Consider the following 26,861-nt stretch of genomic DNA (forward strand, 5'->3'; position numbering starts at 1 on the left):
CGTCTATCTAGGCCTCAAAAGATCCACAAGAAGAAAATAATAATCATAGCGAGCTGCAAAACAATTTTGACCACGGAGCTGGCGAAAAAACCAAGCACGGACCCAATTCCTGCGCGAATAGCGTTCTGCCAAGAGGTTCCAGTAATTAATTCACCCACTACGGCACCGATGAATGGACCTAGGATGATCCCGAACGCTGGAATCACGAATGGACCAATGATCAAACCAATGGTGCTTCCGACGATTGCCGGTTTCGAGCCGCCGAACTTTTTGACACCTAATGCACTAACCGCATAATCCGCCACGATAATTATAATGACGATCAAGGTCTGGATCAACCAGAACCACAAGCCGAAGTGCTCCCAAGTGATCAGCCAGCCGTAGATGAAAAAGGCAGCATAAATGGCTAATACGCCAGGCAGAATCGGATAGATGGCACCGACCATTCCGACAACAAATAAAAGAATAACGACAATCCAGCCTAAGGTAATCATGCTCAGTTCATTCCTCCATTTATCTTAAACGGATTCACGGTCTTTGTAGGACAGTACATTCTCTAAACTAGGCAAGCATGTAAGTGCGAATGACTTGTGCAACCGCATGTTCATCATTCGTAACTGTCGTCATATCAGCGATTCGCTTCACTTCGTCTTGCGCATTTCCCATCGCAATGCCTAGTCCAGCTTCACGAATCATCGCAATGTCATTTTCGCTGTCGCCCATAGCAATAACCTCAGACATCGAAATTCCCAAGAAGTCACACACCGTTTCAACACCACTTGCTTTCGTAACGCCAAGTGGATTCATCTCTAAATTCGATGGATGCGAATTGGTGATTTCAAGTGTTCCCCAGCTCGCCACAACTTCGCGAATGCGTTGCAATTTCTCTGCATTGTCTGTGAAGTAACCAAATTTAAGCCATTCATGCTCATCCAAATTTAATCCTTCACTTTCACGATTGAACACGCCTGCCACGGAATAAGCCCACCACCAGCAGTCATGAGCTACCGCTAGCTGATGCAAGTCACGAATCGTTTCAATCGGTACTAAAGTACGTTTCAGTAACCGATCTGGCGAAGCCCACACTTCACCACCATTCACAACGACAAGTGGTGTTGTTAGCCCTAGCTCTTTGATGTAAGGCATTGCGCTTATCGCTCCACGACCTGTAGACATAATAACGACTTTCCCTTGTGACGATGCTTCGCGAATAGCCGCCTGGTTCTCGGCAGATATTTTTTTGTCTTCATTCAGCAAGGTTCCATCCATATCGAGCGCGATTAATTTATACGTTCCCACAATCTCGTCAACTCCTAGTCTCATGCAGCCTGTATGATGTCTACCTAGTAAGCAGTGAGTACTTTCTTCGGCAGTTCTTCCATGAACGTTTTGTGCCATAGAGCAAAAATATAGAGGGTCCACAAGCGTCTCGCGAAGTCCCCTTGACCAACACGGTGCTTATGAAGCATTTTCTCAACCGCCTCGATATCGATATAATCCTCGATTCCGCTGGACTTGATTTGATCCATGACCATGTCACCCATCGCACCCTTCATCCAATCCCGGAGTGGCACAGGGAAGCCTAGCTTCGGACGATTCAGAATCGGATCTGGAATGATCCCTTCCATCGCTTTACGGAAAATGTACTTCGTCGTGCCATTCGCAATGCGGTATTTCGCTGGAATCCGGCGAGCCACTTCGAACAGCTCTTTGTCCAAAAAGGGAACGCGCAGCTCTAGGGAATGTGCCATCGTCATTTTGTCGGCTTTCATCAAAATATCGCCAGGCATCCACAAATTCATGTCGATGTATTGCATCCGACTTACTGGATCCAGATGCTTTGTTTTGTTATAGTAATCGCCGGCGATTTGCACGGGATTCTTATAGGCGCGCAGCATCTCGCTATCGAGGCGAAGCACTTCTGCCTTCATATCCTCGGAGAAGATTTTGGCGTTCCCGAGGAACCGTTCCTCAAGCGGAGTCGTGCCCCGCAACACATAGTTGCGGCCTTTCACTCCGCTCGGCAGGATGCGTGCGAAGCGGTTCAGCATGCGTTTCACCGATGGCGGCAGCCCATCGAGCGGCTTGAGCGACTGCGGCTCGCGATAAATGCGATAGCCGCCGAACAGCTCGTCCGCGCCTTCGCCGGACAGCACGACCGTCACTTGCTCACGTGCAAGCTGCGCCACGTGATAAAGGGCAATGGCCGAAGGATCGGCAACAGGCTCGTCCTGGTGCCAGATCGCTTTCGGCATGGTCGCGAAGAAATCATCCTGCGTGATGATTTTATCGTAGTGCTCTGTGCCGAGCGTTGCAGCGGTCTGCGCTGCAATCGGCGTCTCGTTATTGGCACCTTCGAAGCCAACAGAGAACGTGCGGATCGGTTCGATATTCCGCATATGCGTAGCAATCGCCGTCGAATCGATCCCGCTCGACAGGAAGCATCCGCGTTCTACGTCGCTGACCATGTGCAGCTTAACGGACTCTTTCAAGCCTTCACGAATTTGTTCCACATAATAGTCAAATGGCTTTTCTTCCGGTTCGAACATCGGATCCCAATACTTATGTAGGGTCATTTTGCCTTCGAATGTAATTGTAACTGAATGCGCTGGAGGCAGCTTATAGATGCCTTCGAACATGGTATGCGGCTCTGGTACATACTGAAACGTCAAATAATTCAGCAAGCTGTCCGTATGGATCAACCGGTTCATGCCTTCGGCCGCCAGCAAGCTCTTGATTTCCGAGCCAAACAGGAATTGACGGTCGCTCACATGATAATAAAACGGCTTAATGCCGAAGTGGTCTCTCGCTCCGAACAGCTGCTTTTTCTTACGGTCCCAAATTACAAAACCGAACATACCACGCATGTGCTTCACGCAATCCTCGCCGAATTCCTCATAAAGGTGGACGATGACTTCCGTATCACTCTGCGTGCGGAAAATATGACCGCGCTCCTTCAACATCGTGCGCAGCTCTTTGTAATTATAAATTTCACCGTTGAAAATAATCCAGACGGTTTCATCTTCATTCGCTAGTGGCTGATGGCCTTCTTTAATATCAATAACGGATAATCGTCTAAATCCTAAGCCAATACGATTCTCTGTCCAGAAGCCCTCATCATTCGGTCCTCGATGAACAATCACATCCGTCATTTGCTTCAAGCTTGCCTCAGTTGGTTCTCTATCTTCAAAATACATTACACCCGTAATACCACACATGGTGAGACTCACTCCTCCGTACTCTCATCATTCTTTCTCTTGGACAACCGATATATTAGTATACCATATCAGCCCGCCATTCAGGAAATACCATGAGGGTACGAAAATCGAAAAACCCAGATGCCTATAGAAAAATGATGGAAATGATAAGTCGTTTTAAAGAAGCAGACAACCGCCTTTTTTTCAAATGAATCGACCACCTTTCCTGCATGCATAAAAGTTGAGTTAGGGCAACATTTAGGGTAGAGCAAGTTCTCCCCCTTGATACAGGATATGCCGTAGGAGAGTAACTGGTGCATGCAGAGCCTCATATCACAAAAAAAAGAGCCTGCCGCAGCAAGCTCTCCCTCTTTCCCTATTCCTTACCACGGTCTCTTCCCGCCGCCAAGCTTTGTCAAAATGCCATCGTTCGCCGCGTCATACGCTTGGAAGATTTTCGCCGCAATCGGGGAAGCCCCGTAGCGTCCAAATCCACCCTCAGGTATAACAACCGCCACAGCCAGTTTCGGATTCTCGACCGGAGCGAAGGCGATAAGTACCGCATTCTCTACAGATCCACCTGCTACAACCTGTGTAGAGGTACCTGTTTTACGAGCGACATTGAATGGCAATTCTTCGATGCCTTCGGCGCCGCTTTTCATCCCATGGATAATCGTATTCCAATCAGCTTGAGCGAACTCCTTCGATACATCCTCGAGGACCTCAGGCTCCACCTTTTTCACCAATTCACCTTGGTAATCACGAATTTCATCAACGAACAAAGGCTTCATCCGTTTGCCACGACTAGCCAGTGTTGCCGTGTATTGGGCTAACTGAAGCGTAGTCGTTTTCTCATTCTGACCCCAAGAAGCATAGACCATAGCCGATTGATAACTGTCTTTTTCCGCATTTTTGATAAAGTCATTGGAGCCTGCGAATTCACCTGGAAGCCCGCTGCCCGTCTTCACACCCATGCCGAATTTAGCCAGATATTCTGCCCATTTGGCCGTTACTTTCGAATTCTCACGTCCATATTTGTTCCAAAATGGAATACCAACAAAAGCCGACATATACGTATTCGAGGAGTGTTCAATCGCTTCTGCTGCATTAATTGGGCCATAGGCAGCTTTTCCGGAGTTCGAAATGGCACTGTTGCCATCTTTACCGAAGGTAAATGTGCCTGAATCATAATATTTTTGCCCCGATGTAAACAACTTCTCTTTCAAACCAATTAAGACTGATAATGGCTTAATCGTCGATCCCATGAAAACAATGGAAGAAGGATGCTTTGCATTTTCTTTCTCATCCGGATACTTCGATTTGGCCGTCATGATCGTACCATTGGAAATAAACGTACTAATATCCTTGTAAATCGTAGGCGAAATACCGCCTGTCCAAGCATTCGCATCATAATCTGGATAATTCGCCATCGTGATAACGCGGCCCGTATCCACTTCCATGGCAACCGCAAAGCCCGAAGAAGCCTTCATACCCGTTTTCATATACAGATCATTGGCATGAGTAGGACTTCGAAGGTATGCGATATGATCTTTCAGCATTTTCTCCGTCGCCTTCTGAACGTCCTTGTTGATGGACAGATACAGATTATTTCCTTTGATCGGAGCTGTAACTTCGGCTCTTCCAATGATTTTCATCGCAGCATTCACGGGGTACTTCTTGCTCCCGTTCTTGCCACGCAGCTCATCCTGATACATCCGCTCGATGCCGTCGAAACCGACATTCTCATTGCTTAAATATTCTTCACTATTCGGATTATCCTTATAGATTTCTTTCGCAGTTTGGGTTGAAAAAGCATTCGTATACCCGACTAATTGCGTAGCAATAGTCGTTTTATCTTCTTCCACTTCATAAGTACGGATACTTTCTTCCGTGACTTCCAGCCCTTTAAATTCATCACGATGCTCTAGCAAAAATGCAATTTCAGCATTGGATAAATCCGCTTTAATACGGCGAGGAACGGAATAATAGCTGGGGTCTTTCACTTTATTTTTATTAATGTCATAGCCTAAATCCATCGCAAGGACAATCTCTTCAGCTGTCGGACTAACGGTATTGGGTTTAGCAAATGGGTCAAAAACATCCCGCTTAATCCGTTTGGCTAAATCAATGATAGCATCCTTATCCTGACCTGGTTCTATACGAAAAAATAAGGACTGTACCGGGATCGTGTAGGCCAGCGGGGATTTGGTTGAATCATAAATATTACCGCGAATCGGAGCGATCTTGTTGGTCTGATTCGTATTGGTATTCTCCGCGGCCTTCAGATCCTTGGCTTGAACGAACTGAAGAATCGCTAACCTCACGATTAGCACGGAAAACAATAAAAAGGTAACGAAGAAAAATATATTGATCCGAAACGAAAAGTGCCGTTTTTTAGTGATTTCTTTTTTCTTCGGATCATCCATAATGGATGATTTCATGCGGGTTCATATCCTTTCTCTCGTACATCGCCGGCAGGCTCCTGAATCAGATCAAGCAGAGAACGAATCCCTTCTCCCGTATGGTAAGGGTACCGAATGATACGAACAGCATCAATGCCCACTTGATTAGGAGCCCATACATCATTCGTCTCATGATCTCCGACATACAGCACATCCTCGGCCGCAACGTCCGCCATCTGCAGCGCAAGCTTGAATATTGCGGGGTCAGGCTTCTCTAAGCCAACTTCTGTGGAAACGAGTACCGGGTCGAAATAGTGCAATACGTCTTTGTCTGCCAGAATGGCTTTCAGCGTTGGAGCAAAATTAGAGATAATACCGATACGAAAGCCTCTCACGCGCAGTGCTTCCAGAAATGGCTTCACATCATCGAACAAATCGTAATACTTTGGTGCCGTGAAAATGTCATAAAGCTCATGACAGCAGTCGAAAATTTCTTCCTCTGTCCAATCTTCATGAATGCCTAGTTTATGCAGAACATAGTGGTATAGGTTAACCCAGAATTCACGATCTGACTCAGGACTGCATACCACGAAGTTATCTTTTTTCTCCACATAATAAAATAGACGAAATGCTTCTGTAAAAAGTTCATGAATATGCGCTTCATCTCGGTCAACAGAGCGCAATTCTAAGTATTGCTTCAAAATTGTTTGTGCGGCAGGGATCGTGACTAAGGTGTCACCTGCATCCAAATAAATCATCTTATATGCTGTTAATTCTTTTCGCATCTCGTCTCCTTCTAAACAAGCCTAAAGCTATACGTCCCTCACGTGCGTTTGATCAAAATTAGGCGGATTAAACCAATTAGCACCGCTGGCTACCCAAGTAGAGTCCAGAGGTACCCACTTACTGGTTTCTTTCAGGTACACTTCATTCCAAGCGTGAGGACCATAACCCCCTTGTCCATCATACCCTAAACCCGTGACTACCTTCACATCCAGTCCAATCGATCTGGCCATTTGGGCATATAACCTAGAGTAATCGATACAAACACCCTCTTTGGTATTAAACGTATCTTCTGGTGTCTGTTCCTTCCAAATCCGCTGTTCTTCATACAATTTCACTTTATTCCAATCATACTTGACTCGAGTGCCAACCCAACTATACAGCAGTTTGGCTTTCTCTTCATCTGTCTGCGCATTCGCCGTGATTTCTTTGGCCGCATCTGCGATATTGCCAGGGATTTTCGCATCAAGTACTTCATATTTGCGTTGTAAAATATTGGTAAATTCCTGTTCAACCGCACGTGTGAATACAGGCGCCTTCTCTGCTATAAAATCACCTGTAAAGGGTGAAATGACCTCTTTAGCTCCTTTTTGATACATGGCCGAGGACTCAATATAGGGAGTTATCAACGAGTGGGGGAACAAAGAAACATAGATGAATAAAATTGCGATTAGCATAAGCGCTCTAGCAAATCCAGCTATAGAACCAATGGCACCGCCTGAAACGGAACTAAGTACGGAATGACTTTGTCTCGGCATAGCATACCGTTCAGCTAGCCAACGTCCAAGCCATACATCCACCAAGCGATTCAAAATTTGTTTGATAATGACATAACCAAGGATAAATAAAACTCCGAAACGGAGTAATGGAAAATCACGCAAGCTAGTGATGACGGTATAATAGGCTTGTTTTATCGCACTTAAATCAACCACTGGAATTTGCAGATTCTGATCTTTTAACCACGTTTGGATCCAAGGTGAAATCAGCTGCACGGCTTTCCATGCAATCAACAGAGATATGACAGCGAGCACGGCTTCCACCAACATGGCTACAAAATGCCTTGCCGAGCCAGAGCCACCACGGAAAAATCCCTGCAGCACGGAAGCCGCAATGGTGAGAACGATCAAGATGGATATGAGATTGATAGATAAGCTTGACAACCACGTGTTATCCGTCATGTGTACTCACCTTCCTTTGTTAGGCTGACCTGCGAAATAGCTAGCTATTTTTCTTGGCTTGTTCAATAAAGGCATTCACAGCTGCGTTGGCATTCATTTTGAAGGATTTCCCGAGAAACGTCACCTGTACTTCGTCCGATCCTGATTTACCTTCTACCTGCAAGCTTTTCGTCGTAATCAAAAAGGAACCATCCGGGTTCGCCTTAAATTTGGCTTCTTTGGCCTCGGACGTTAAGGCACTGACTGCCTTATCCTTGATATCATCACTGACTTGGGAAACGACACTTGTCCCAATATCCTTTATTTTATCCTTATAGCTCGCTCCATAAACGACAATCGCCCCTACAATGACAAGAACAACTACCCATTTCACCACGGTTTTGACAATACCAATCACAATAAATAGAACAATAATAGCACCTACAATTAAATACCAACGATCCTGTGCAAACGAAATCCACTGATCCATCTTTAACCCCTCCTCATCATCCAAAAGTCCATTCCTATCATACTACATGGACTCCTTAATCTTCATCTCTTTTTTTCCTTAATTGGGCAAGCTTCTGCTCGATTTCATTGGATTTATCCAACGTCTTCCCTGTCCTCAGATAGGACTGTCTCAAACGGAATACGAGAAATATACCAACTGCAGCCAACAGTATATAAACAATGGGATCCATACTTCCTCCTATGTACGAAAATGTGTCATTTGTCCCGAACGGTCATATCCTTGGGACGAGCGGCGTAAAACTTAAGAAGAGATGAAATAAACGGCTATGTCGTTAGACGAAAGGAACGAGGTGGTGAAACCGTGCGAACAGCCATATGGTTGTACTTATTTATGTTTGTTGCCTTTTTTGATTTACATGCGCAATACCCGATTTTATCTCCTTTCGCCTTATCACTGGGCGCTGCTCCCTCATTTATAGGGCTCATCATGGGTGTATACTCGCTTACCCATCTCCCTGGCAATCTCATTGCAGGTTATGGTGTAGACAAATACGGCAGTAAAATATTCATCGTCTGTAGTTTAATTGTAGCAGGGATCATCTTATTATTTCAATCGAATGTCAAAGACCCCTGGCATTTGCTCTACATTCGTTCCATCAGCGGATTTGTCCTTGCCTTCCTATCCCCAGCTTGTTTGTCTTTACTAGCTCGCATAGCCCGTGACCGCATTCAGCAAAGCAAGCTTATGGCCGGCAACGGCCTCGTTCACACATTGGCATCCGTGGTTTCTCCTGCAGCAGGCGCTGTTTTAGTGGCCAAAATCGGATTTACCACGGCTTTTTCCGTGTTAGGCTGGATCCTTATCATCACGGGCTTCCTCGCAATTTTCGGTGTGAAAGAGAAGCAACTCTTAGCTCACCAAGGGAAGCAGAAGGGTTCAACAGCTATCTTAGACGCTCATGGTCATCATGTCTCTACAGAAGATCTCCATGAAGGATCGAATGATGTGAATATCCCTTGGCTGTTCTTCCTCATCCCTATGGCACTTTCTTGCTCGCAAGGGATTTTGTTCTTTGAGCTCCCTCTAATGAAATCAGCACGGGAGTCCATCCTTACTTCAGGCGTATTTTTTACATTGGTCAGTTTAGGTGCCCTGCTAAGTATCTCATTCTGGTTTTTGAACAAAATATCACCCTTCCTCCGGACGATTGTCGGGAGTATCGGGCTTGCCGCCGTATTTTTCGGACTAGCCATTCAGTGGCCGATTCCTTTAGCAGTATCCCTCTTTCTCATCGGTATGGCCAAAGGTGTTATCTATCCTGCGCTTGCAGCCTTACTTGCGAGCATAACAAACAGCGCTAGATACGGTCGTGTATTTTCCTTGCTATCCATTTCTTACTCTGTCGGCGCCTTCATTGGCCCTATGATGGCTGGTCAGCTTCGTGACCACATTTCCTCCTACTTCATCGCATTTTTCATTCTGATGCTAGCCTTATCACTTTTGCCGCTTCGTACATTCAAATCGCCACTGATAACATCATAATTTCCTCATGGAAAAAAGGCTTGATGTCATCAAGCCTTTTTTCCATGTGTCATACGCTGTAAATACTTGTAATTTCCCAGGAAATAACGTTGGTGCATGTTACTTGGATCGCCGCTCCAAACGGGGTATACTACTCTAAAAAGGGAGTGACGGTGAATCTATGTCCATTGCCATTATTGTTGAGGGTAAAAACGATAAAAGCCGCTTAAAGCGCGTCGTTGATGATACAGTTAGCATCCATTGCACGTTCGGAACGCCTAGTTCCATTACACTTGACGCGCTGCGCAAAAAAGTTGACCATCTGCCCGTTTATATTTTCACGGATAATGATGCTTCTGGCAAAAAGATCCGCTTTTTGCTGCGTGACACTTTTCCAGATGCAGAACACATGTATACCCGTAAGGGCTATGCGGGTGTCGAGGGAACACCTGAGGAATATCTCATACAGCAATTAGAAAAAGCAGGACTGGACGCGTATATTATCTACCCTGCGCCCAACCCTGCTTATGAATAACTATTTTGCGTTATTTCCCTTTTGAAAGGGTTACAACGTCTTTCACGATATGCGCTGCATCCAATTCTGGATTGCTAGCGTCATAGTAATTTCTTAGCTGACCTTTGGGATCCACTAGAAGAATCGCATTCGCATGCGAGAAGTTACCGTCCTTCTCTTTGATTACCATGATACCGAAGTCCTCAGCAAGCTTCTGAACCTTCGCTTCCTCACCTCGGAGGAACGTCCATCCGCCTGGAATTGGCTTCGATTCGAAGCGATTTCCGAATGCTTTTAACACCTCTGGTGTATCTCTCGTTGGATCAATTGTAATCGATAAAATCTCTGCTTTCGAGCCGAGTAAATCCTTTTTCTTCAATTCATCTTGCACTTGTGAAATTAAAAAGCTTGTCGGTAAGCACACATCAGGACAGTAAGAAAAGAAGAAATAGACGAGTCGCACTTTACCTTCCATATCTTGGGAGGTTACTGTTTTGCCATCTAAATCCTGCAACTGAAAAGAAGGTGCAGCCTTCATAGCTGTTAATCTTTCATCCGGCTTACTGCCGTTGGTCACTAATTTATAAGCAAAAGATGCAATCATCGCGATTAGTATCGCAGCCAATGCTAGTTTGAACCAGTTTTTTTCGAAAAACGTCCCCATCGTTTCCGTCCCCCAGATTAACTAATTTTCGCCGTTGTATCAATGACCATCAAGATCGATAACAGCGTTAAATATAAAAGGGAGAACAAGAACATACGCTTTGCCCATACAATTTCCGCTTCCCCTGTTGCTTTGAATCCTTTGACGCTCATGAAAACCCACGTTAATCCAAGAATCGTTGATACGATTAAAAAGATCGTTCCTACATAACCATATGCCGTTAGCATCACCGTAACAGGTACTAATAGAACAACATAACGAACCATACTAATTTTCGTTACGAAACTCCCCTTAACGACCGGCAACAGTGGAAATCCAGCAGCACGATACTCTTCCATGCGGCGAATACCTAGTGCCCAAAAATGCGGCGGCTGCCATAGGAATAAGAATAAGAAAACCAAAATTGCTCCCAGATCAATTGTCCCGCTAACTGCGCAATAACCGATTAGAGGTGGTACTGCTCCTGAGATCGCGCCTACGAATGTGCTCCATACCGAAGTTCTTTTGAACCAAGCTGTATAGATCCATACATAAAAGAACAATCCAAGTAAACCCATTAATGTAGCTAATGGTGAATGAGCCCCTAAGTAGAGAACCCCTAAACCAATTGTACCTAGAATAATTCCGTACCAAAGAACAAAATTAGCCGTTAACCGCCCACTTGGCAGTGCTCTATTCTGCGTGCGTTCCATTTTGGCATCCATCTCACGGTCCAAATAATTATTCAGTACCGTTCCTCCAGCCATAACAAGTGCTGTGCCTAGCATCGTCATAAGTAAATGGAGCCAGTCGACTTCCCACTTGGCCGCTACCCAGTATCCAGCGAATGCTGTCATCAAATTGGAATAAATAATACCCGGTTTCACCAATCGGTAATATTCCTTCATCGTAACAGGCCCATTTGCACCTTTCGCTTGGCTAGCATCTATGGCATCAGTTCCAGCTTGCCCTTGGGACGAACCGGTTGAAACATTTTCGTAAGTGACTTGATTATCCATATACATGTACCTCCTCTATGTCGAATTTCCGATCACACATCTCAATGAACATTCTCATCATACCAACCCCTACATCATTTGACAATGAAGCAAGGGCAGTTGTCATCATATTGTCGATTCTCCTTTCCAGTATGCGTGGAAAATGAGCTTACCATTCGATTCCAATTTGGAATATGTGAAAAAGTTGTGGAGATTATCGCGCCGGACATCTTTACACCCCTATCTATGCTCTCACAGAGCAATCTATAGCCACTATCCCCTTTGCTCAGGAGAGCACGCGTCGACAATCCTGAGCCTAAGGGATAGTGGCCATAAACTTTAGCATTCCACCCCCCATGTAGCTGGTATAAATAGAAAGAGGAGACAGGTCATAGCCTGCCTCCTCTTTCTATTTATTCACTAGCAATGGTGTTAACGCCATTAAGCTGCGCCGAATCTGATGCCACGCTGTCGTCAAGACATCCTGCAGCTCCCAAGCATGCCTCCCCATGACGGTCACGACGAGGCCATGTTTATACGTCATACTCGCTCCCACTCGAACCGCGCCACCTTCCGACTGGCTTAGATTCTCCACCATCTCCTCCAAGTGACGCTGGCTGAGACGATCTGAGAAAATAAACAGACTCCCCAGATGCGTCTCCTCTTCCCAGCAACCTGGAGAAGTCAGACGCATGGTCGACGGCTCAATACGCTGATTTTGATAAAAGATTAACTCTCCCTCATACCAAACTTTCATCCGATTCACATATCGTGAATATTGAAATATTTCCCCTCGCTGTGTTCGTCCTGGACAGGTAACATCCGAGAATATTAATGTAGACCCTTTCGCTAGATGAGCTTCTGTTGCCGCGAACAACTTGGCGTCCTTATACAGCATCAACGGCTCAGGTATATACTCTAACAACGAATCTGCTGCAAGCCGAAGAATCTGAAACTGCCTGCTTCCTTGATCCTCTGCAGCTGGATGAACCTTGGTAAACGACTGGTTCGTTAGAAAAACACGTGCGCCCTCATCAAGGCGCACGTTAATTTCATAATGATCACCCGCCATCAGCCCAGGTGAGCAGTCCATCATATAAACGCCCAATTGATCCATAGGAGCGGCATCATCATTGAACGTATCGTTCTCATAACGGAACGTTTTGGCGATTTTGAGCGGGGAGGCATGATACTTGTGCACGAGTCGCGTATGCCCACTGCGTACAGCAAATTGTGCAGATATCTCCCCAGTCAGCTTAGGCATGACTGAACTCCGTCTCCACCCAAGTAACGATATCATCCAGCCCCGTACCACCCATCAAGTTGGAGAAAATATAGGGACGTTCGCCGCGCATTTTTTTCGTATCAGAATCCATTACTTCGAGGCTAGCGCCTACATAAGGGGCAAGATCGATTTTGTTAATGATGAGCATATCTGAACGCATAATACCAGGACCGCCTTTACGCGGTATTTTCTCCCCTTGGGCCACATCAATAATATAAATGAAACGATCTACAAGCTCCGGACTGAAAGCAGCCGCCAAATTATCGCCGCCACTCTCAATGAAAATAATATCGAGATTCTCAAAACGCTTCTCCAGCTCTTCTATCGCCTCGAAATTCATTGAAGCATCCTCACGAATAGCTGTATGCGGGCATCCACCTGTCTCTACCCCAATAATTCGTTCCTCCGGCAACGCTTCCGTGCTAATCAGAATTCTCGCATCTTCTTTCGTATAAATATCATTCGTTATAACAGCTATACTGTAGCGGTTACTGAGCTTTCCGGCTAAGCGTTCTACCAGTTTTGTTTTGCCTGAACCCACGGGACCTCCGATGCCAATTCGCATTGGACGATCGCGATCCCCTGCTGGCTTCTCCCATTCGTGATGATGATGATGACCGTTACCTTGACACATCGTCATTCCTCCTCAGATCTATGATTAGATTTTTTTAAGACATAAATAAACGTGAATATAAGGTTTCATGCTGCATCATAGCTAAATCCCCCACAGGTGAATTCGTATATGCTTCCTTTGGATCCATCTCGGAAACACGCTGCCATTCGCTGCCTGTCAAAGGGACTAGCTTCGCTAGGAGCATCTGACCTTGCGTTTGTCCAATGGACATCAATCTGAGCGCACTATTGATGCAAGTTAGGATGCAGGTATATAGATAACCCTCCACTGCCTGATGGAGTGAAACACCAAGATGGTAGCTCACCCAACTGTGAACAACAGGATGATTCGAGCTGCATCTCCCAGCACTCACAGCCTCATCAAAAGGCTTCCAATTCAGTTCTGGATAGAGGGATCGAGCTAATTGAAGCAGTCTGCGTCCCATTTTCTGAACCCCAATCCGACTCTCACTGCCAACTCGTTGCACATGAAGCATATGGTCAATGTCCCACAGATTACTAAGCTCCCCGCTAGGAATGTGCATATAAGCCGCTTTAATGACCATCGCATCAGATGATACCCAGCTATTAGCAAGCATCGAACGAATGTAGGCCTCCAGCTCGGAGATCGTCGTCAATCTCCCCTGCTGGACAAGTGTTTCCAGTCCAAATGAATGGGAGAACCCGCCGATTGGAAGCGCCGAATCCAACAGTTGCTGATAGGCTAACCAATGAAAGGATGATTGTTCTGTTGCTGTCATATCGTCACCTCAATCCTCAATCGCGGCTTCCTTCTATTCTATTTAAAACAAGAAATATAACTGAGCCATCGGCAGCTCTGTCGCAGGCTCACAGGTTACTGCTTCGCCGTCAACTTTCACCTCGTAGGTTTCGGGATTTACTTCAATAGAAGGTGTTCCATCGTTATGAATCATGTCCTTCTTAGAGATGCTGCGACAGCCTTTCACCGGTTCTACCCGCTTTTGTAATCCGAAGCGTTCTGCAATCCCACCGTCATATGCCGCCTGAGAGACGAAGGTTATCGAGCTTTGCGTCAACGCTTTCCCAAATGCAGCAAACATCGGTCTGCCGAAGACCGGCTGAGGCGTAGGAATGGAGGCGTTTGGGTCTCCCATTTGCGCATACGCGATACTGCCCCCTTTGAGAACCAAATCCGGCTTCACACCGAAAAACATCGGATTCCAAACGACCAAATCTGCAAACTTGCCTGGTTCAATGGACCCAACAAGATGCGAGATGCCGTGCGTTATAGCTGGATTGATTGTATATTTCGCTATATAACGTTTAATACGAAAATTATCATACTCAGCGGTATCAGGAGTTAGCGGCCCGCGCTGCTTTTTCATTTTATCCGCCGTTTGCCACGTACGAATAATCACTTCTCCCACGCGCCCCATCGCTTGGGAATCGGAGCTCAGCATACTGAACACGCCAAGATCATGCAAAATATCTTCCGCAGCAATCGTTTCAGGGCGAATCCGAGAATCTGCGAATGCCACATCTTCCGGAATACGACTATCCAAGTGATGACACACCATCAACATATCCAAATGTTCTTCAATGGTATTAATCGTATATGGGCGAGTCGGATTCGTTGAAGAGGGGAGAACATTCAGCTCTGCAGCCGCTCGGATAATATCCGGTGCATGACCGCCCCCTGCGCCCTCGGTATGATACGTATGAATGGTACGCCCTTTGATCGCGGCCAAGGTATCCTCTAGAAATCCCGCTTCATTTAATGTATCCGTATGAATCGCTACTTGCACATCATAACGATCTGCTGCTTCCAAGCACATATCGATCGCTGCCGGCGTTGTTCCCCAATCTTCATGGAGCTTCAAACCAATGGCGCCCGCTTCAATTTGTTCTGTCAGAGGCTCCAAGAAGGATGAGTTCCCTTTGCCGGTAAATCCCAGATTCATCGGGAACCCTTCGGCTGCTTCCAACATCCGCTGCATATGCCAAGCACCTGGCGTGCAGGTTGTCGCGTTGGTTCCCGTTGCCGGACCAGTACCACCACCGATCATCGTCGTGACGCCTGAGGAAAGTGCCGTTTCAATTTGTTGTGGGCATATGAAATGGATATGTGCGTCGATGCCGCCAGCTGTTACGATTTTGCCCTCACCTGCAATAACCTCCGTGCTTGCACCAACGATCATATTCCGATGCACGCCATCCATAATATCCGGGTTCCCTGCTTTGCCAATACCCACAATATGACCATCCCGAATGCCAATATCGCCTTTGACAATGCCCCAATGATCAATAATGACAGCATTCGTTATTAATGTGTCTAAGACACCCTGTGCACGGGTTGCACCGCTGGACTGCCCCATACCGTCGCGGATAACCTTCCCGCCGCCAAACTTACATTCATCTCCGTAAACGGTGTAATCATGCTCGATTTGTGCCCAAAGCTCTGTGTCTGCCAATCGAATGGCATCACCTGTTGTTGGGCCAAACATCAGCGCATAGTTCTTACGATCTATTCGACTCACCGAGCATCCCCTCCCAAGTCTGCCATCTTTCTCTTGTTTCGACCGACATTTTGTCTTTTTCCGCCAAGCCTTGACTCAGATTATTAAGTCCATAAGACAGCTTTGCTCCGCCTAATTCGACAAGCTGAACGGGCTTCTGCTCGCCAGGTTCGAACCGGACAGCCGTTCCAGCTGGAATATCTAGCCGCATGCCGAATGCCAGCTCTCGCGGGAATGCTAAGCCTCTATTTACTTCAAAAAAATGAAAATGCGATCCTACCTGGACTGGGCGATCTCCTGTATTGGTAACGATGATTTCTATCGTCTGTCTGTTGGCGTTCATTTCAATAAAACCTTTGGCTGTTCGATATTCACCTGGAACCATGCGCTCGCCCCTTTCCTTAGTAATTATGTAATGGGTTCATGTACGGTAACTAATTTCGTACCATCTGGAAACGTAGCTTCCACTTGCACTTCATGAATCATTTGAGGAACGCCTTCCATAACCTGATCTGCTTTCAAAATCGTCGTGCCAAACGTCATAAGTTGGGCAACTGTCAGGCCATCCCTAGCTCCTTCCATGATTTCAGAAGTCAGCAGAGCGATACTTTCAGGGTAATTAAGCTTTAATCCTCTGGCTAGCCTTCGTCTAGCTAGATCAGCAGCCACGGTTATGAGCAGCTTCTCTTTTTCTCTTTCCGTTAAATGCACATGTCTCACCTCATCAAAAACCGAATAATGGTAATCCTTTACACTCATTATATTCGTGTATTTTAGGATTGTAAATCTTTAATGTTATATATAGTGACACTTAATCCTCGAATTTCATAAAAATATTTCGTTATTATGTGATTTTCACAGGAATCCCACTTCCTTTTGTGCATCGACAACAAAAAACATCCTGTTTATGTCATGTATATTGACATTAACTTGTATCGGCATTTATCATAAGCCATGTAATCCAAATCTTGTAAGGCAAGGGAGTGGGACGTGAATGAGAGAGATAAGAAACAAAGGTAAGCTTACAGTTGCACTAAGTATGGCTTTGATGTTGGTAGCGGCCGGCTGTGCGAAGACAGAAACTACCACCTCTACGACGACTGCACCTGCGGCTTCAACAACATCTGGCGACACCGTACCAGTGGGAATTCTTCACTCACTAACAGGTACAATGTCCATCAGTGAGGTATCCGTTAGAGATGCTGAACTCATGGCGATTGACGAAATTAATGCAGCTGGGGGTCTATTAGGTAAAAAGATTAAACCCGTCATCGAAGATGGGGCATCGGATTGGCCAACATTTGCAGAGAAGACAAAGAAGCTCCTGCAAAAAGACAGCGTAGTTACAATTTTTGGTTGCTGGACATCCGCTAGCCGTAAAGCCGTGCTACCTGTGGTTGAGCAAAACAAAGGTTTGCTGTGGTACCCGGTTCAGTATGAAGGCGTAGAGTCCTCACCTAACATCTTCTACATCGGTGCGACAACGAATCAACAAATCATCCCCGCAGTAACTTGGCTCCTGCAAAACAAAGGCAAGAAATTCTTCCTCCTCGGTTCCGACTACGTATTCCCAAGAACTGCTAACAAAATTATTAAAGAGCAGTTGAAGGCAGATGGCGGAACGCTTGTTGCTGAAGAGTACACACCACTTGGACACACGGACTACAATACAATCATTAGTAAGATTAAAAAGGAAAAACCAGACGTTGTCTTCAACACTTTGAACGGCGATAGTAACGTTGCTTTCTTCAAGCAGCTGAAAGATGCTGGGATTACGTCTAAAGATTTAACTACCATGTCCGTGAGTATCGCTGAAGAAGAAGTGCGCGGTATCGGCGCTTCCGTTCTCGACGGTCACTACACAGCATGGAACTACTACCAAACGACAGATACACCTGAGAATAAGAAGTTCGTTGAGGCTTACAAAGCGAAATACGGCAAAGACCGTGTAACGGATGATCCGATTGAAGCTGGATACACAGCTGTATACCTTTGGGCAGAAGCTGTGAAAAAAGCTGGCTCCTTTGACGTTGAGAAAGTCAAAGCAGCGGCCAAAGGCATCGAGTGGAACTCACCTGAAGGCAAAGTTACCATTGATGGTGAGAATCAACATATTTACAAAACAGCACGAATTGGTCAAATTGCAGCAGATGGCCAAATTAAAGAAATTTGGAATTCTGGCAAAGCACTCAAACCGGATCCTTTCCTCAAAACGTACCCATGGGGCGCAGAAGTAACGAAGTGATCAGCATTCTGTACACTCAGAAACCAGGACTGCCTAACCGCAGTCCTGGATTTCATCATTTCACTCCCGCTTCTTCAGAAAGGAGATGTTGTCATGAGTTTGCTACTGCTTCAAATATTTAACGGACTCAGCTTAAGCTCCATTCTGCTCTTAATCGCCATCGGTCTCGCTATTACTTTCGGTCTCATGAATGTAATGAATATGGCACATGGCGAATTTATTATGATCGGTGCCTATATGGCTTACCTCGTACAAAAAGGCTTCCAAACCTATTTACCGGCCTCTGCATTCGGATGGTATTTCGTCGTTTCACTTGGTGTCGCCTTCGTAGTAGCCTTTGCCATTGGCTGGCTGCTCGAAGTTGTACTCATCCGTTTCATGTACGGTAGACCATTGGATAGCCTATTAGCTACCTGGGGTGTCTCTCTTGCCCTGCAACAAATTGCCCGCTCCATCTTTGGGGCACCCAATGTGGCCGTTAAGGCACCACAATGGCTGGAAGGCGGATGGCATGTAACAGCAGACTTGATCCTTCCCTATAAGAGACTCTTTATCTTAGGGCTCGTGGCATTATGTATCTTCATCATCTATCTGTATCTCTACCACTCTGCTGGCGGCAGACGTATGAGAGCTGTTATGCAAAATCGCCAAATGGCTTCGTGTTTAGGTATCTCTACCCGTAGAGTCGATGCACAGTCCTTCGCTTTCGGCTCAGCCATGGCAGGTATCGCTGGCTGTGCGTTGTCCTTGCTTGGCCCAATCGGGCCTACAATTGGCACCTATTATATTGTCGATGCCTTTATGGTCGTCGTACTAGGTGGAATCGGCAAATTAATTGGCACTGTGGCTGGTGCGCTTGGGATCGGCGTCTTCAATACCGCCTTGGAATATACAACCAGCGCTACACTCGGTAAAGTGCTTGTATTTACACTGATCATCGCGTTCTTACAATGGAAACCAATGGGACTTGTAACGATGCGTTCGAGATCCTTAGATTGAAGAAAGGATGTGACCTCATCTATGCTCTTTGCCAGACAATCTAAGCTCAAACTAACCATCTATGGGATAGGTTTATTACTCATCGCGCTTGCCCCCCTGTTCTTGTCTGACTTTCGTTTATCCTTACTCGGCAAATTCCTGGCTTATGCCATTATCGCGATCGGAATTGATTTAATCTGGGGGTATACCGGTATTTTAAGTCTGGGACATGGCGTTTACTTTGGGCTTGGCGCTTATTGCATGGCGATGCATCTGAAGCTCTCTTCCACGCCTAATCAATTGCCTGATTTCATGTCCTGGAGCGGTGTCAAAAGCTTACCGTGGTTCTGGGTACCGTTTCACAGTGCAACAGCAGCGTTCCTGTTAGCGCTCATAGTACCGATGATTGTCGCCTTCATCCTTGGCTATTTCACCTTCCGCAATCGGATTAAAGGAGCATTCTTCTCCATTTTATCGCAAGCATTAGTCATCATTACCGTAACACTGTTCGTCGGTCAGCAAGGTTATACAGGCGGCACGAATGGCTTGACGAATTTTACAACCTTTCTTGGCCTGAACCTGCAATCCCAATCGACCAAACTGATATTCTTCTATCTCACCTTAGCCGTTGTACTCGTCGTTCTCATCCTGAGTTCTTTGCTCGTAACCAGCCGACTCGGCAATATCCTCACTGCGATTCGGGATGGTGAGAACAGGGTGCGCTTCATCGGCTATAATCCCGTCACGTATAAAGTCTTCATCTATTGCGTCTCGGCGGGCTTAGCTGGACTTGCGGGTGTACTCTTCGTACTTCAAGAAGGTATTATCTCGCCAGCGCAAATGGGGATTGTACCCTCAATTGAAATGGTGCTATGGGTAGCTATTGGCGGTCGTTCAACCATTGGCGGTGCCGTTCTTGGGGCCTTACTTACCAATACAGCCAAAACGACGTTTAGCGAAGCTTATCCCGCTTGGTGGCCAATCATGATGGGAGCCATGTTCATCATAGTTGTTCTCCTCTTACCGAAGGGAATCGTGGGCACATTGACGCACTATCTCCCTAAATGGAAAAGAAATAGCCATCCCAAAATTATCACTTCATCGCAAGAAGTCATAGAAACGTAAACTCTGCTTATGAAAACCAGAAAGGGGAACATTTCAATGCTAGGACAATTAGCGAAACAACAACCGACAACTGACGAGACCATCCTGAGCGTCAAGGGACTTGAGGTGAACTTCGACGGATTCAAAGCCTTGCGAAATCTAGATTTCTCGTTAAAGTCTGGCGAACTCCGTTTTCTTATCGGCCCTAACGGTGCCGGTAAGACAACGCTGCTCGATGTCATTTGCGGCAAAGTAAAGCCGTCCCAAGGCCATGTCATTTTCAAAGAAGCGATTGACCTCACCAAGCACCAAGAGCACCAGATTGCCCAGCTAGGTATTGGACGTAAATTCCAAGCACCTACGGTTTTCTCTACCCTAACGGTTTTTGAGAATCTGGCACTTTCTATGAAGCAGCAGCGCGGCCTCCTCAGCGCGCTCTGGGCTAAAACAACTAGCGAACAAAGAGAACGCCTCCACCTCAGGCTTGGCATGATCGGCCTGCAGAGTAAAGCGAAAGAACGCGCAGGCTCCCTCTCCCATGGGGAGAAGCAGTGGCTCGAAATCGGCATGCTGCTGATGCAAGAGCCTGATCTGTTGCTGCTCGATGAGCCTGCTGCGGGCATGACCGACAGTGAAACAGAGAAAACCGGCGAGCTGCTTCATGAGATCGCAGAGAATCAAACGATTATTGTCGTTGAGCATGACATGGAGTTCGTACGCCAATTCGCTAGAACGGTAACCGTACTTCATGAAGGAACGGTCCTTCGAGAAGGCACCATGCAAGACATACAGAATGATGATAAAGTAGCGGAAGTTTATCTCGGAAGGAGAGTTGAGCGCGGTGCTTAAACTACAGAGTATAGAAGCCGGCTACGGTGAGAGCATGGTTATTCGCAACGTCAACCTTGAAGTAAGACCCGGTCAGATCGTTTGCCTAATGGGGCGCAACGGGGTTGGCAAATCAACACTGATGAAGAGTATTATGGGTCTCATTAAGCCAAGATCTGGCCATATCCACTACATGGACAATGACATAACTTCCTCTTCACCAGATCGCCGCGCGAAGTCCGGTATCGGCTATGTGCCACAAGGCCGGGAAATATTTCCCCAACTTTCTGTTGAGGAAAATCTCATGTTAGGCCTCGAGGCCGCGGCTGATCGCCGCAAGAAATTGCCTGAAACTCTCTTTGATACGTTTCCGGTTCTTCACCAAATGCTTCATCGCAAAGGTGGCGACCTCAGCGGCGGTCAGCAGCAGCAGCTAGCTATCGCACGAGCGTTAGCTTCAGGACCTAAGCTGTTGCTGCTGGATGAACCCATGGAAGGGATACAGCCATCTATTGTCATGGAGATCGAAGCCATCATTGAAACAATTAAGCGCAATCGAGAAATTGCGGTGCTCCTAGTCGAACAAAGCTTAGAATTCGCCACAAGTATTGCGGATTACTACTATGTTCTCGACCGCGGCACCATTGCCGCCGAAGGGAAAGCGGAGCATTTAAGCGAAGATCTTGTCCGAAAGCATTTGACCGTATGATTGTTTTATTCTTTATCACCTTACCCCCAAGAAGCTGGCTAACTTGACCTGAGTACCGAGGGTTAAAGTTACGAAGGGCTTCTTTTTTTCTCGTTCAAAAATAAAGTTAAAACTGGACGTCACAAAATGGATAGGATAACATGTCATATAGATAGGATCGATTATTGCGGAGGGCATAGCGAGCACCTAGCCTTTTAAAGGAAAAGGAGGGGAACCTGTATGTCTAAAATTTTAATTATTGAAGACGATGTAAGTATCGGTGAAATGATGTCCATTTACTTATACGAAGATGGCTATGAAGTGAAACGTGCGGAGAATGGCAGACAAGGTGAAGCCTTATTTCGAGAATTTCAGCCTGATATGATTATTCTTGACCTCATGCTGCCCGATATGGATGGGATACACCTATGTACGACGATTCGTCATACCTCAAACATTCCAATTCTAATGGTATCTGCCAAGAACGAAGTTTCAGATCGTGTTAAGGGGCTTCAGACGGGTGCTGACGACTATTTATGCAAACCGTTTTCGATGAGAGAGCTGTCCGCCAGAATTCAAGCCTTACTTCGCCGTTCCAACACCTTTACACAACAGTCTCTATCGTCTACCGAACTTAAACAACAAGGGATACAATTGGATTTCGAGAAACGCTGTCTCTACGTTGACGGCAAGAATATTGAAACAACCTTCTCCGAATTCGAGATTATGAAGCTTTTCTGGCAAAATCAAGGCAGAGTATACAGTCGAGAAGAGTTGTTGAACCGTGTTCGCGGCTTTGATTCCCAAGTAACGGAACGTGCAATCGATGTGCATATCGCCAACCTTCGCAAAAAAGTTGAAGATGATCCTAAAGAACCCAAGCACATCAAAACCGTGTGGGGTGTCGGTTATAAATTTCTATTCACGTAAGCTCCTTCGGGAGCTTTTTTGTTTTGTGAATTCCTTTCAAATTCGTCACCAAATAGGCACTAGCACAATATGATGATTATGGAAAATGACCTTTTAGATCGTTAAAACACATCAAATGAAGGAAGCTTTCATATTGAAAGCTCAAGGAGGAAATTATCATCATGTTGAATAACCCTTACAAAATAGGTAATCAAGCGATGCCGCAAATGCCATACGGCAGTCCCTATCCGGCATTCCCTGTCCCGACTAACATTACGAATAAAGTTGTTCCCCAAACGCCAGCGGGATCTGTTCTTACGCCACCAGGAAGCGGATTACAAACAGGCGTTAATATCCCTGGCCTTCCAGTGGAAGAGTCATACATTGAAAATATCCTGCGTTTGAACCTCGGTAAAATGGCCACCATCTACATGACTTATGAAAATAACTCCGAGTGGAACGCCAAGATTTTCAAAGGAAGATTGGAGGCTGCAGGCCGTGATCATATCATCATCAGCGACCCTGTAACTGGCATGCGTTTCCTATTACTTATGGTGAATCTGGATTACATTACATTCGATGAAGAACTCAATTACAGCTATCCCTTCCGTGGAGGAGTAATCTCCAGATAATCGCTGAATCCCATACGAAAACCGTTGCTCTGATAGAGCAACGGTTTTTTTGTTTAAGAATATGTAACGGACGAAAAATGCCACATGTGCAGTTTTTGAATGCCGCCTTTGATCCATTGCTCCCAATCACCATGTTGCCCATCACGCAATCGCTCTACGTTTAATCGAACTTCCTTCATGCTCAGGTAGTCTTCATACGTTACATCATGCCAAATTTCTACAAAAAGTCCTTCTTGATCTGTTCCCGTCAATAGCTCCAAACGCCCTTCCCGCCGCTGAAGTCCTTGCATATAGATGAGAAATGAGGCCCGATACTCCGATTTTATGGCATACTCTACAAAAACTTTAGACATTTTTAGATCTCCTTCTGATTTATTTTTTACTCTAAAATGGTAAACTAAGAGGAAGATGTTAAATAACCCACCACTTTGCAGACAAACTATGTACAGAAACACTTAGGAGGAAAACCAGTTGGATACAGGCACTCATCTCGTCATCGGCTTAGGTTTAGCAGGCCTTTCACAAATTGACCCGAGCATTTCTGCAAGTACTGCAGCAACGACGGCTGTTTTTATTGGAACTGTCGTCGGTTCTCAGATTCCTGATATTGATGGACTTCTCCGTTTCAAGGGAAATGCCGTCTATATTCGTAATCACCGTGGTCGCTCACATTCCTTGCCAGCCCTTCCCTTATGGACGTTACTGATTACTGGTGCTCTTGCGCCATTTTTCCATGGTATTTCCTTCTTACATCTGGCCATGTGGATCGGCATCGCCGTTTGTGTGCATGTGTTTACCGACTGTTTCAATACCTATGGCACACAAGCCCTTCGACCTTTTTCGGAAAAATGGGTATCTTGGAACATTATTCACATCTTCGATCCATTTATTTTCACAAGTCACATTGCTGCGATTTTCATGTGGTCCTTCGATCTCGCTAGACCACAATTCATCTTCCCAACCTTGTACGGCTTACTCGCGCTTTATTACATTTGGCGAACCTTAGACCATGCCATTATCGAAAAAGGTCTCTATCGCAAAGATGCGACCTATCAACCCGGTGACAAATATACGCTTATTGTAACATTCAATCTCTATGTCTGGAATGTCGTCAAAGAGTGCGCTGATGGCACGTATCAATTAGGCGAGCTCAAGAATGGCAAGCTCAAGTGGTTGGACACGATTACTTGTGCAGAGCACCCGGCTATCGAGGTTTCCAAGCACCATGAGGACATTCAATCGCTCCTCTATTTCTCCTCTTTCACCTCCGCTGAGGTCAAAGAACATCGATGGGGCTATGAAGTGAGATGGGCAGATGTCCGCTATCGTCATCGTAAGCAATACCCATTCGTCGGCGTCATCCTGATGGATCATAACTTCCAAACCCTTGATTCTTATGTAGGTTGGGTGAACGACACCAAGCTTGGAAAGAAACTGAAGGTCGATCTTTACTGAAAGTTCATTAACTGAGATCCAACATCGAGCGAGGCCCATGCGCAAGTTGCCTGGGTCTTTTTCTTTTTCATTGTTGATCTTTCGATTACGCACCAAAAGCCCAGGAGCTATTTAGGCTCCTGAGCTTTATTATTACATATTTCGGGTATGCTAGTACGGAGACTCTAAGTTAACGGTAGTTAGACCCAGATTGTCCCGCGAGCGATTGCTCAGCAATTTGTACCAAGCGACGAGTAATCGCACCACCAATAGAACCAGTATCACGGGTTGCCATGTTGCCATAGTAACCATCTTGAGGGATTTGAATGCCCAGTTCTTGAGCTACCTCATATTTCAATTGATCTAAAGCTTGATTGGCTTGCGGAACGACTAGTGTGTTACTGCTACGAGATTGTGCCATCAGGATCGTACTCCTTTCAGTCAGCTATAATCTTTGATGTATTTGCAAGCTTGCAAAGATAGTATGTGGAGGAAATGAATTTATATGCACAGCGTTAAAAAAAGTTTAAAATAAGATCATAGCCATAACTTCTAGAAAGTAGGTCACACCTATGAGTAAACCACTCGCACTCCTATTCGCAGTTGTAGGTACGCTGCTGCTCGCTTCTATCTCCCTTTTCATTGCTCTTCGAGAGCCTTGGATGGTACTCCTCTTCACGCTTATATCGTTAGGATTTATCGGTTACGGTTTTGCTGTGAAGGCTAAGATGCGTCGTAAAAATACACCTAGCGAGTAAATTAAAAAAGCTCAAAATCCGCGATCTTAGGGATTTCGAGCTTTTTTTGGTTGTATAGATGACTTTATACGTTATCGTACAATAAAGCCCATACGTTTCTTCACTTCAAGCAGCGTTTGATTGGCAACTTCTGCAGCTTCATCCGCACCTTTTTTCAAAATCTCAAAAATTTCTCCCGAACTGCGAATCTCACGATAGCGTTGCTGAATTGGCTCCAAAACAGAAACAATATGCTCAGCTAGCTCCTTTTTGAATGGACCATACCCCTGTCCCTCGTATCTAGCTTCAATTTCAGCCAGACTCATATCCGCAAAGTGTGAGTAAATCGACATCAAGTTACTTACCTCAGGCTTGTTCTGAGGATCATACTTGACCTCTCGCCCAGAATCCGTAACCGCGCGACTAAGCTTTTTACGAATCACGGCTGGCTCATCGAGCATCGCGATGTAACTACCGGCATTCGGGCTACTCTTACTCATTTTCTTTGATGCATCATCTAGTGACATAATTCTTGCGCCAACTTCTGGCATATAAGGTTGTGGCATAACAAACATATCTCCAAAACGGTTGTTAAAACGGTTCGCCAAATCGCGCGTCAGCTCCAAATGCTGCTTCTGATCGTCGCCAACAGGAATTAAATCCGCATTATACAGCAAAATATCTGCTGCCATTAGCGACGGATAGGTGAATAACCCTGCACCCACGGATTCCTTGCCTTCTGACTTATCTTTAAATTGTGTCATGCGCTCCAGCTCGCCCATATGGGTTAGCGTCGTCATAATCCAGCCTAGCTCCGCATGTGCGTGAACATGGGACTGCAGGAAGACAGATGCCTTATTCGGGTCTAGACCCGAAGCAATATAAAGCGAAGCGATAGACTCGGTTTGTTCGCGGAGCGCCGCAGGATCTTGCGGCACTGTGATTGCGTGCATATCAACCACCATGAAATAGCAACGGTGGAGCTCCTGCAGCTTCACAAAGTTGCGTAGTGCGCCAATATAATTACCAATCGTCAGCTGACCGCTGGATTGCATGCCAGATAATACACGTTTCATCTCAAAAACCTCCTATGATTTTCACTTCTTCTCATTCGTATCGGTAAAAAAGACAACAAAAAAGCCTCCCTCCGCAAGGGACGAGAGACCGTGGTACCACCCTAATTTGTCTACCTGCATAAACCAAAGTTATGCGCATGTAAACCTT

At 45.8% G+C, this 26,861-nt stretch carries 30 protein-coding genes and 1 other annotated feature (1 of these 31 only partly in view); of the genes, 11 read left to right on the forward strand and 19 right to left on the reverse strand.

Annotated features, from left to right (window positions below; genetic code table 11):
- Nucleotides 1–14: 14 nt before the first annotated feature.
- The 8 genes from AC58QT_RS22995 to AC58QT_RS23030 all read right to left on the reverse strand — a co-directional run bounded on the left by AC58QT_RS22995 (nt 15) and on the right by AC58QT_RS23030 (nt 8,240).
- Nucleotides 15–494, reverse strand: a complete 480-nt coding sequence (locus tag AC58QT_RS22995; protein WP_497411067.1) for a DUF456 domain-containing protein — start codon at nt 492–494, stop codon at nt 15–17.
- Nucleotides 495–561: 67 nt separating this feature from the next.
- On the reverse strand, nt 562–1,299 hold the full coding sequence (locus tag AC58QT_RS23000; RefSeq protein WP_497411068.1) for a Cof-type HAD-IIB family hydrolase: 738 nt from the start codon (nt 1,297–1,299) through the stop codon (nt 562–564).
- Nucleotides 1,300–1,343: 44 nt separating this feature from the next.
- Nucleotides 1,344–3,218 (reverse strand): asparagine synthase (glutamine-hydrolyzing), encoded by a 1,875-nt coding sequence (gene asnB, locus AC58QT_RS23005; RefSeq protein WP_497411069.1) that lies wholly within the window; start codon nt 3,216–3,218, stop codon nt 1,344–1,346.
- Between the two features lie 362 nt (nt 3,219–3,580).
- Entirely contained in the window at nt 3,581–5,638 is a 2,058-nt protein-coding gene (locus AC58QT_RS23010; RefSeq protein WP_497411070.1) for a peptidoglycan D,D-transpeptidase FtsI family protein, read from the reverse strand.
- Complete coding sequence (locus tag AC58QT_RS23015; RefSeq protein ID WP_497411071.1) at nt 5,635–6,384, reverse strand: HAD-IA family hydrolase; 750 nt, start codon at nt 6,382–6,384, stop codon at nt 5,635–5,637. The genes AC58QT_RS23010 and AC58QT_RS23015 overlap by 4 nt, the downstream gene beginning before the upstream one ends.
- A 27-nt stretch (nt 6,385–6,411) precedes the next feature.
- Nucleotides 6,412–7,560 carry a transglutaminase domain-containing protein gene (locus AC58QT_RS23020; protein ID WP_497288259.1) on the reverse strand — a complete coding sequence of 383 codons (1,149 nt, stop codon included), beginning with the start codon at nt 7,558–7,560 and terminating at the stop codon, nt 6,412–6,414.
- Nucleotides 7,561–7,600: 40 nt separating this feature from the next.
- Nucleotides 7,601–8,029, reverse strand: coding sequence for a hypothetical protein (locus AC58QT_RS23025; RefSeq protein WP_497411072.1), 429 nt, complete (start codon nt 8,027–8,029; stop codon nt 7,601–7,603).
- 55 nt (nt 8,030–8,084) lie between these two features.
- Nucleotides 8,085–8,240: a hypothetical protein gene (locus tag AC58QT_RS23030; protein WP_497411073.1), complete on the reverse strand. Its 156-nt coding sequence runs from the start codon at nt 8,238–8,240 to the stop codon at nt 8,085–8,087.
- A gap of 131 nt (nt 8,241–8,371) precedes the next feature.
- On the opposite strand from AC58QT_RS23030, the gene AC58QT_RS23035 reads away from it, so the two are divergent.
- Together AC58QT_RS23035 and AC58QT_RS23040 are read left to right on the forward strand one after the other, a co-directional pair.
- On the forward strand, nt 8,372–9,553 hold the full coding sequence (locus tag AC58QT_RS23035; RefSeq protein ID WP_497411074.1) for an MFS transporter: 1,182 nt from the start codon (nt 8,372–8,374) through the stop codon (nt 9,551–9,553).
- A gap of 160 nt (nt 9,554–9,713) precedes the next feature.
- Nucleotides 9,714–10,067 carry a toprim domain-containing protein gene (locus tag AC58QT_RS23040; protein ID WP_497411075.1) on the forward strand — a complete coding sequence of 118 codons (354 nt, stop codon included), beginning with the start codon at nt 9,714–9,716 and terminating at the stop codon, nt 10,065–10,067.
- Between the two features lie 10 nt (nt 10,068–10,077).
- Here AC58QT_RS23040 and AC58QT_RS23045 read toward each other — a convergent pair whose 3' ends face one another.
- The 8 genes from AC58QT_RS23045 to AC58QT_RS23080 all read right to left on the reverse strand — a co-directional run bounded on the left by AC58QT_RS23045 (nt 10,078) and on the right by AC58QT_RS23080 (nt 16,793).
- Nucleotides 10,078–10,710 carry an SCO family protein gene (locus tag AC58QT_RS23045; protein WP_497411076.1) on the reverse strand — a complete coding sequence of 211 codons (633 nt, stop codon included), beginning with the start codon at nt 10,708–10,710 and terminating at the stop codon, nt 10,078–10,080.
- Between the two features lie 17 nt (nt 10,711–10,727).
- Nucleotides 10,728–11,708 (reverse strand): heme o synthase, encoded by a 981-nt coding sequence (gene cyoE / locus AC58QT_RS23050; protein WP_497411077.1) that lies wholly within the window; start codon nt 11,706–11,708, stop codon nt 10,728–10,730.
- A gap of 388 nt (nt 11,709–12,096) precedes the next feature.
- Nucleotides 12,097–12,951, reverse strand: coding sequence for an urease accessory protein UreD (locus tag AC58QT_RS23055; RefSeq protein WP_497411078.1), 855 nt, complete (start codon nt 12,949–12,951; stop codon nt 12,097–12,099).
- Nucleotides 12,944–13,606 (reverse strand): urease accessory protein UreG, encoded by a 663-nt coding sequence (ureG, locus tag AC58QT_RS23060; RefSeq protein WP_497411079.1) that lies wholly within the window; start codon nt 13,604–13,606, stop codon nt 12,944–12,946. The genes AC58QT_RS23055 and ureG overlap by 8 nt, the downstream gene beginning before the upstream one ends.
- Before the next feature lie 34 nt (nt 13,607–13,640).
- On the reverse strand, nt 13,641–14,345 hold the full coding sequence (locus AC58QT_RS23065) for an urease accessory protein UreF (protein ID WP_497411080.1): 705 nt from the start codon (nt 14,343–14,345) through the stop codon (nt 13,641–13,643).
- A gap of 42 nt (nt 14,346–14,387) precedes the next feature.
- Complete coding sequence (gene ureC / locus AC58QT_RS23070) at nt 14,388–16,103, reverse strand: urease subunit alpha (protein WP_497411081.1); 1,716 nt, start codon at nt 16,101–16,103, stop codon at nt 14,388–14,390.
- Entirely contained in the window at nt 16,084–16,467 is a 384-nt protein-coding gene (locus AC58QT_RS23075; RefSeq protein WP_497288270.1) for an urease subunit beta, read from the reverse strand. Before AC58QT_RS23075 ends, ureC begins: the two co-directional genes overlap by 20 nt.
- A gap of 23 nt (nt 16,468–16,490) precedes the next feature.
- Nucleotides 16,491–16,793: an urease subunit gamma gene (locus tag AC58QT_RS23080; protein ID WP_497411082.1), complete on the reverse strand. Its 303-nt coding sequence runs from the start codon at nt 16,791–16,793 to the stop codon at nt 16,491–16,493.
- A gap of 283 nt (nt 16,794–17,076) precedes the next feature.
- On the opposite strand from AC58QT_RS23080, the gene urtA reads away from it, so the two are divergent.
- The 7 genes from urtA to gerQ all read left to right on the forward strand — a co-directional run bounded on the left by urtA (nt 17,077) and on the right by gerQ (nt 23,466).
- Nucleotides 17,077–18,327 carry an urea ABC transporter substrate-binding protein gene (gene urtA / locus AC58QT_RS23085; protein WP_497288272.1) on the forward strand — a complete coding sequence of 417 codons (1,251 nt, stop codon included), beginning with the start codon at nt 17,077–17,079 and terminating at the stop codon, nt 18,325–18,327.
- 93 nt (nt 18,328–18,420) lie between these two features.
- Nucleotides 18,421–19,326 (forward strand): urea ABC transporter permease subunit UrtB, encoded by a 906-nt coding sequence (urtB, locus tag AC58QT_RS23090; protein WP_497288273.1) that lies wholly within the window; start codon nt 18,421–18,423, stop codon nt 19,324–19,326.
- A gap of 21 nt (nt 19,327–19,347) precedes the next feature.
- Nucleotides 19,348–20,430 carry an urea ABC transporter permease subunit UrtC gene (urtC, locus tag AC58QT_RS23095; protein WP_497411083.1) on the forward strand — a complete coding sequence of 361 codons (1,083 nt, stop codon included), beginning with the start codon at nt 19,348–19,350 and terminating at the stop codon, nt 20,428–20,430.
- Nucleotides 20,431–20,466: 36 nt separating this feature from the next.
- Complete coding sequence (gene urtD, locus AC58QT_RS23100; RefSeq protein ID WP_497411084.1) at nt 20,467–21,258, forward strand: urea ABC transporter ATP-binding protein UrtD; 792 nt, start codon at nt 20,467–20,469, stop codon at nt 21,256–21,258.
- Nucleotides 21,251–21,946 (forward strand): urea ABC transporter ATP-binding subunit UrtE, encoded by a 696-nt coding sequence (gene urtE / locus AC58QT_RS23105; RefSeq protein WP_497411085.1) that lies wholly within the window; start codon nt 21,251–21,253, stop codon nt 21,944–21,946. The genes urtD and urtE overlap by 8 nt, the downstream gene beginning before the upstream one ends.
- Before the next feature lie 219 nt (nt 21,947–22,165).
- Complete coding sequence (locus AC58QT_RS23110; RefSeq protein ID WP_497411086.1) at nt 22,166–22,855, forward strand: response regulator transcription factor; 690 nt, start codon at nt 22,166–22,168, stop codon at nt 22,853–22,855.
- A gap of 161 nt (nt 22,856–23,016) precedes the next feature.
- On the forward strand, nt 23,017–23,466 hold the full coding sequence (gene gerQ, locus AC58QT_RS23115) for a spore coat protein GerQ (RefSeq protein ID WP_497411087.1): 450 nt from the start codon (nt 23,017–23,019) through the stop codon (nt 23,464–23,466).
- A gap of 53 nt (nt 23,467–23,519) precedes the next feature.
- On the opposite strand, the gene AC58QT_RS23120 is transcribed toward gerQ, so the two are convergent.
- Nucleotides 23,520–23,819, reverse strand: a complete 300-nt coding sequence (locus AC58QT_RS23120) for a hypothetical protein (protein WP_497411088.1) — start codon at nt 23,817–23,819, stop codon at nt 23,520–23,522.
- Nucleotides 23,820–23,937: 118 nt separating this feature from the next.
- Between AC58QT_RS23120 and AC58QT_RS23125 the strand changes: the two genes are divergently transcribed.
- Complete coding sequence (locus tag AC58QT_RS23125) at nt 23,938–24,921, forward strand: metal-dependent hydrolase (protein WP_497411089.1); 984 nt, start codon at nt 23,938–23,940, stop codon at nt 24,919–24,921.
- Nucleotides 24,922–25,090: 169 nt separating this feature from the next.
- Here AC58QT_RS23125 and AC58QT_RS23130 read toward each other — a convergent pair whose 3' ends face one another.
- Nucleotides 25,091–25,321: an alpha/beta-type small acid-soluble spore protein gene (locus AC58QT_RS23130; RefSeq protein ID WP_397341622.1), complete on the reverse strand. Its 231-nt coding sequence runs from the start codon at nt 25,319–25,321 to the stop codon at nt 25,091–25,093.
- Nucleotides 25,322–25,472: 151 nt separating this feature from the next.
- Between AC58QT_RS23130 and AC58QT_RS23135 the strand changes: the two genes are divergently transcribed.
- A complete protein-coding gene (locus AC58QT_RS23135; protein ID WP_310501531.1) occupies nt 25,473–25,658 on the forward strand; it encodes a DUF5325 family protein in 186 nt (61 codons plus the stop codon).
- A 71-nt stretch (nt 25,659–25,729) separates the two neighbouring features.
- Here the strand turns inward: AC58QT_RS23135 and trpS are convergent, their stop codons facing one another.
- Nucleotides 25,730–26,713: a tryptophan--tRNA ligase gene (gene trpS, locus AC58QT_RS23140; protein WP_310501532.1), complete on the reverse strand. Its 984-nt coding sequence runs from the start codon at nt 26,711–26,713 to the stop codon at nt 25,730–25,732.
- A 73-nt stretch (nt 26,714–26,786) separates the two neighbouring features.
- Nucleotides 26,787–26,861 (reverse strand) — a binding site (T-box leader) (it continues 200 nt past the right edge of the window).

Source organism: Paenibacillus sp. J31R109, from assembly GCF_059692055.1.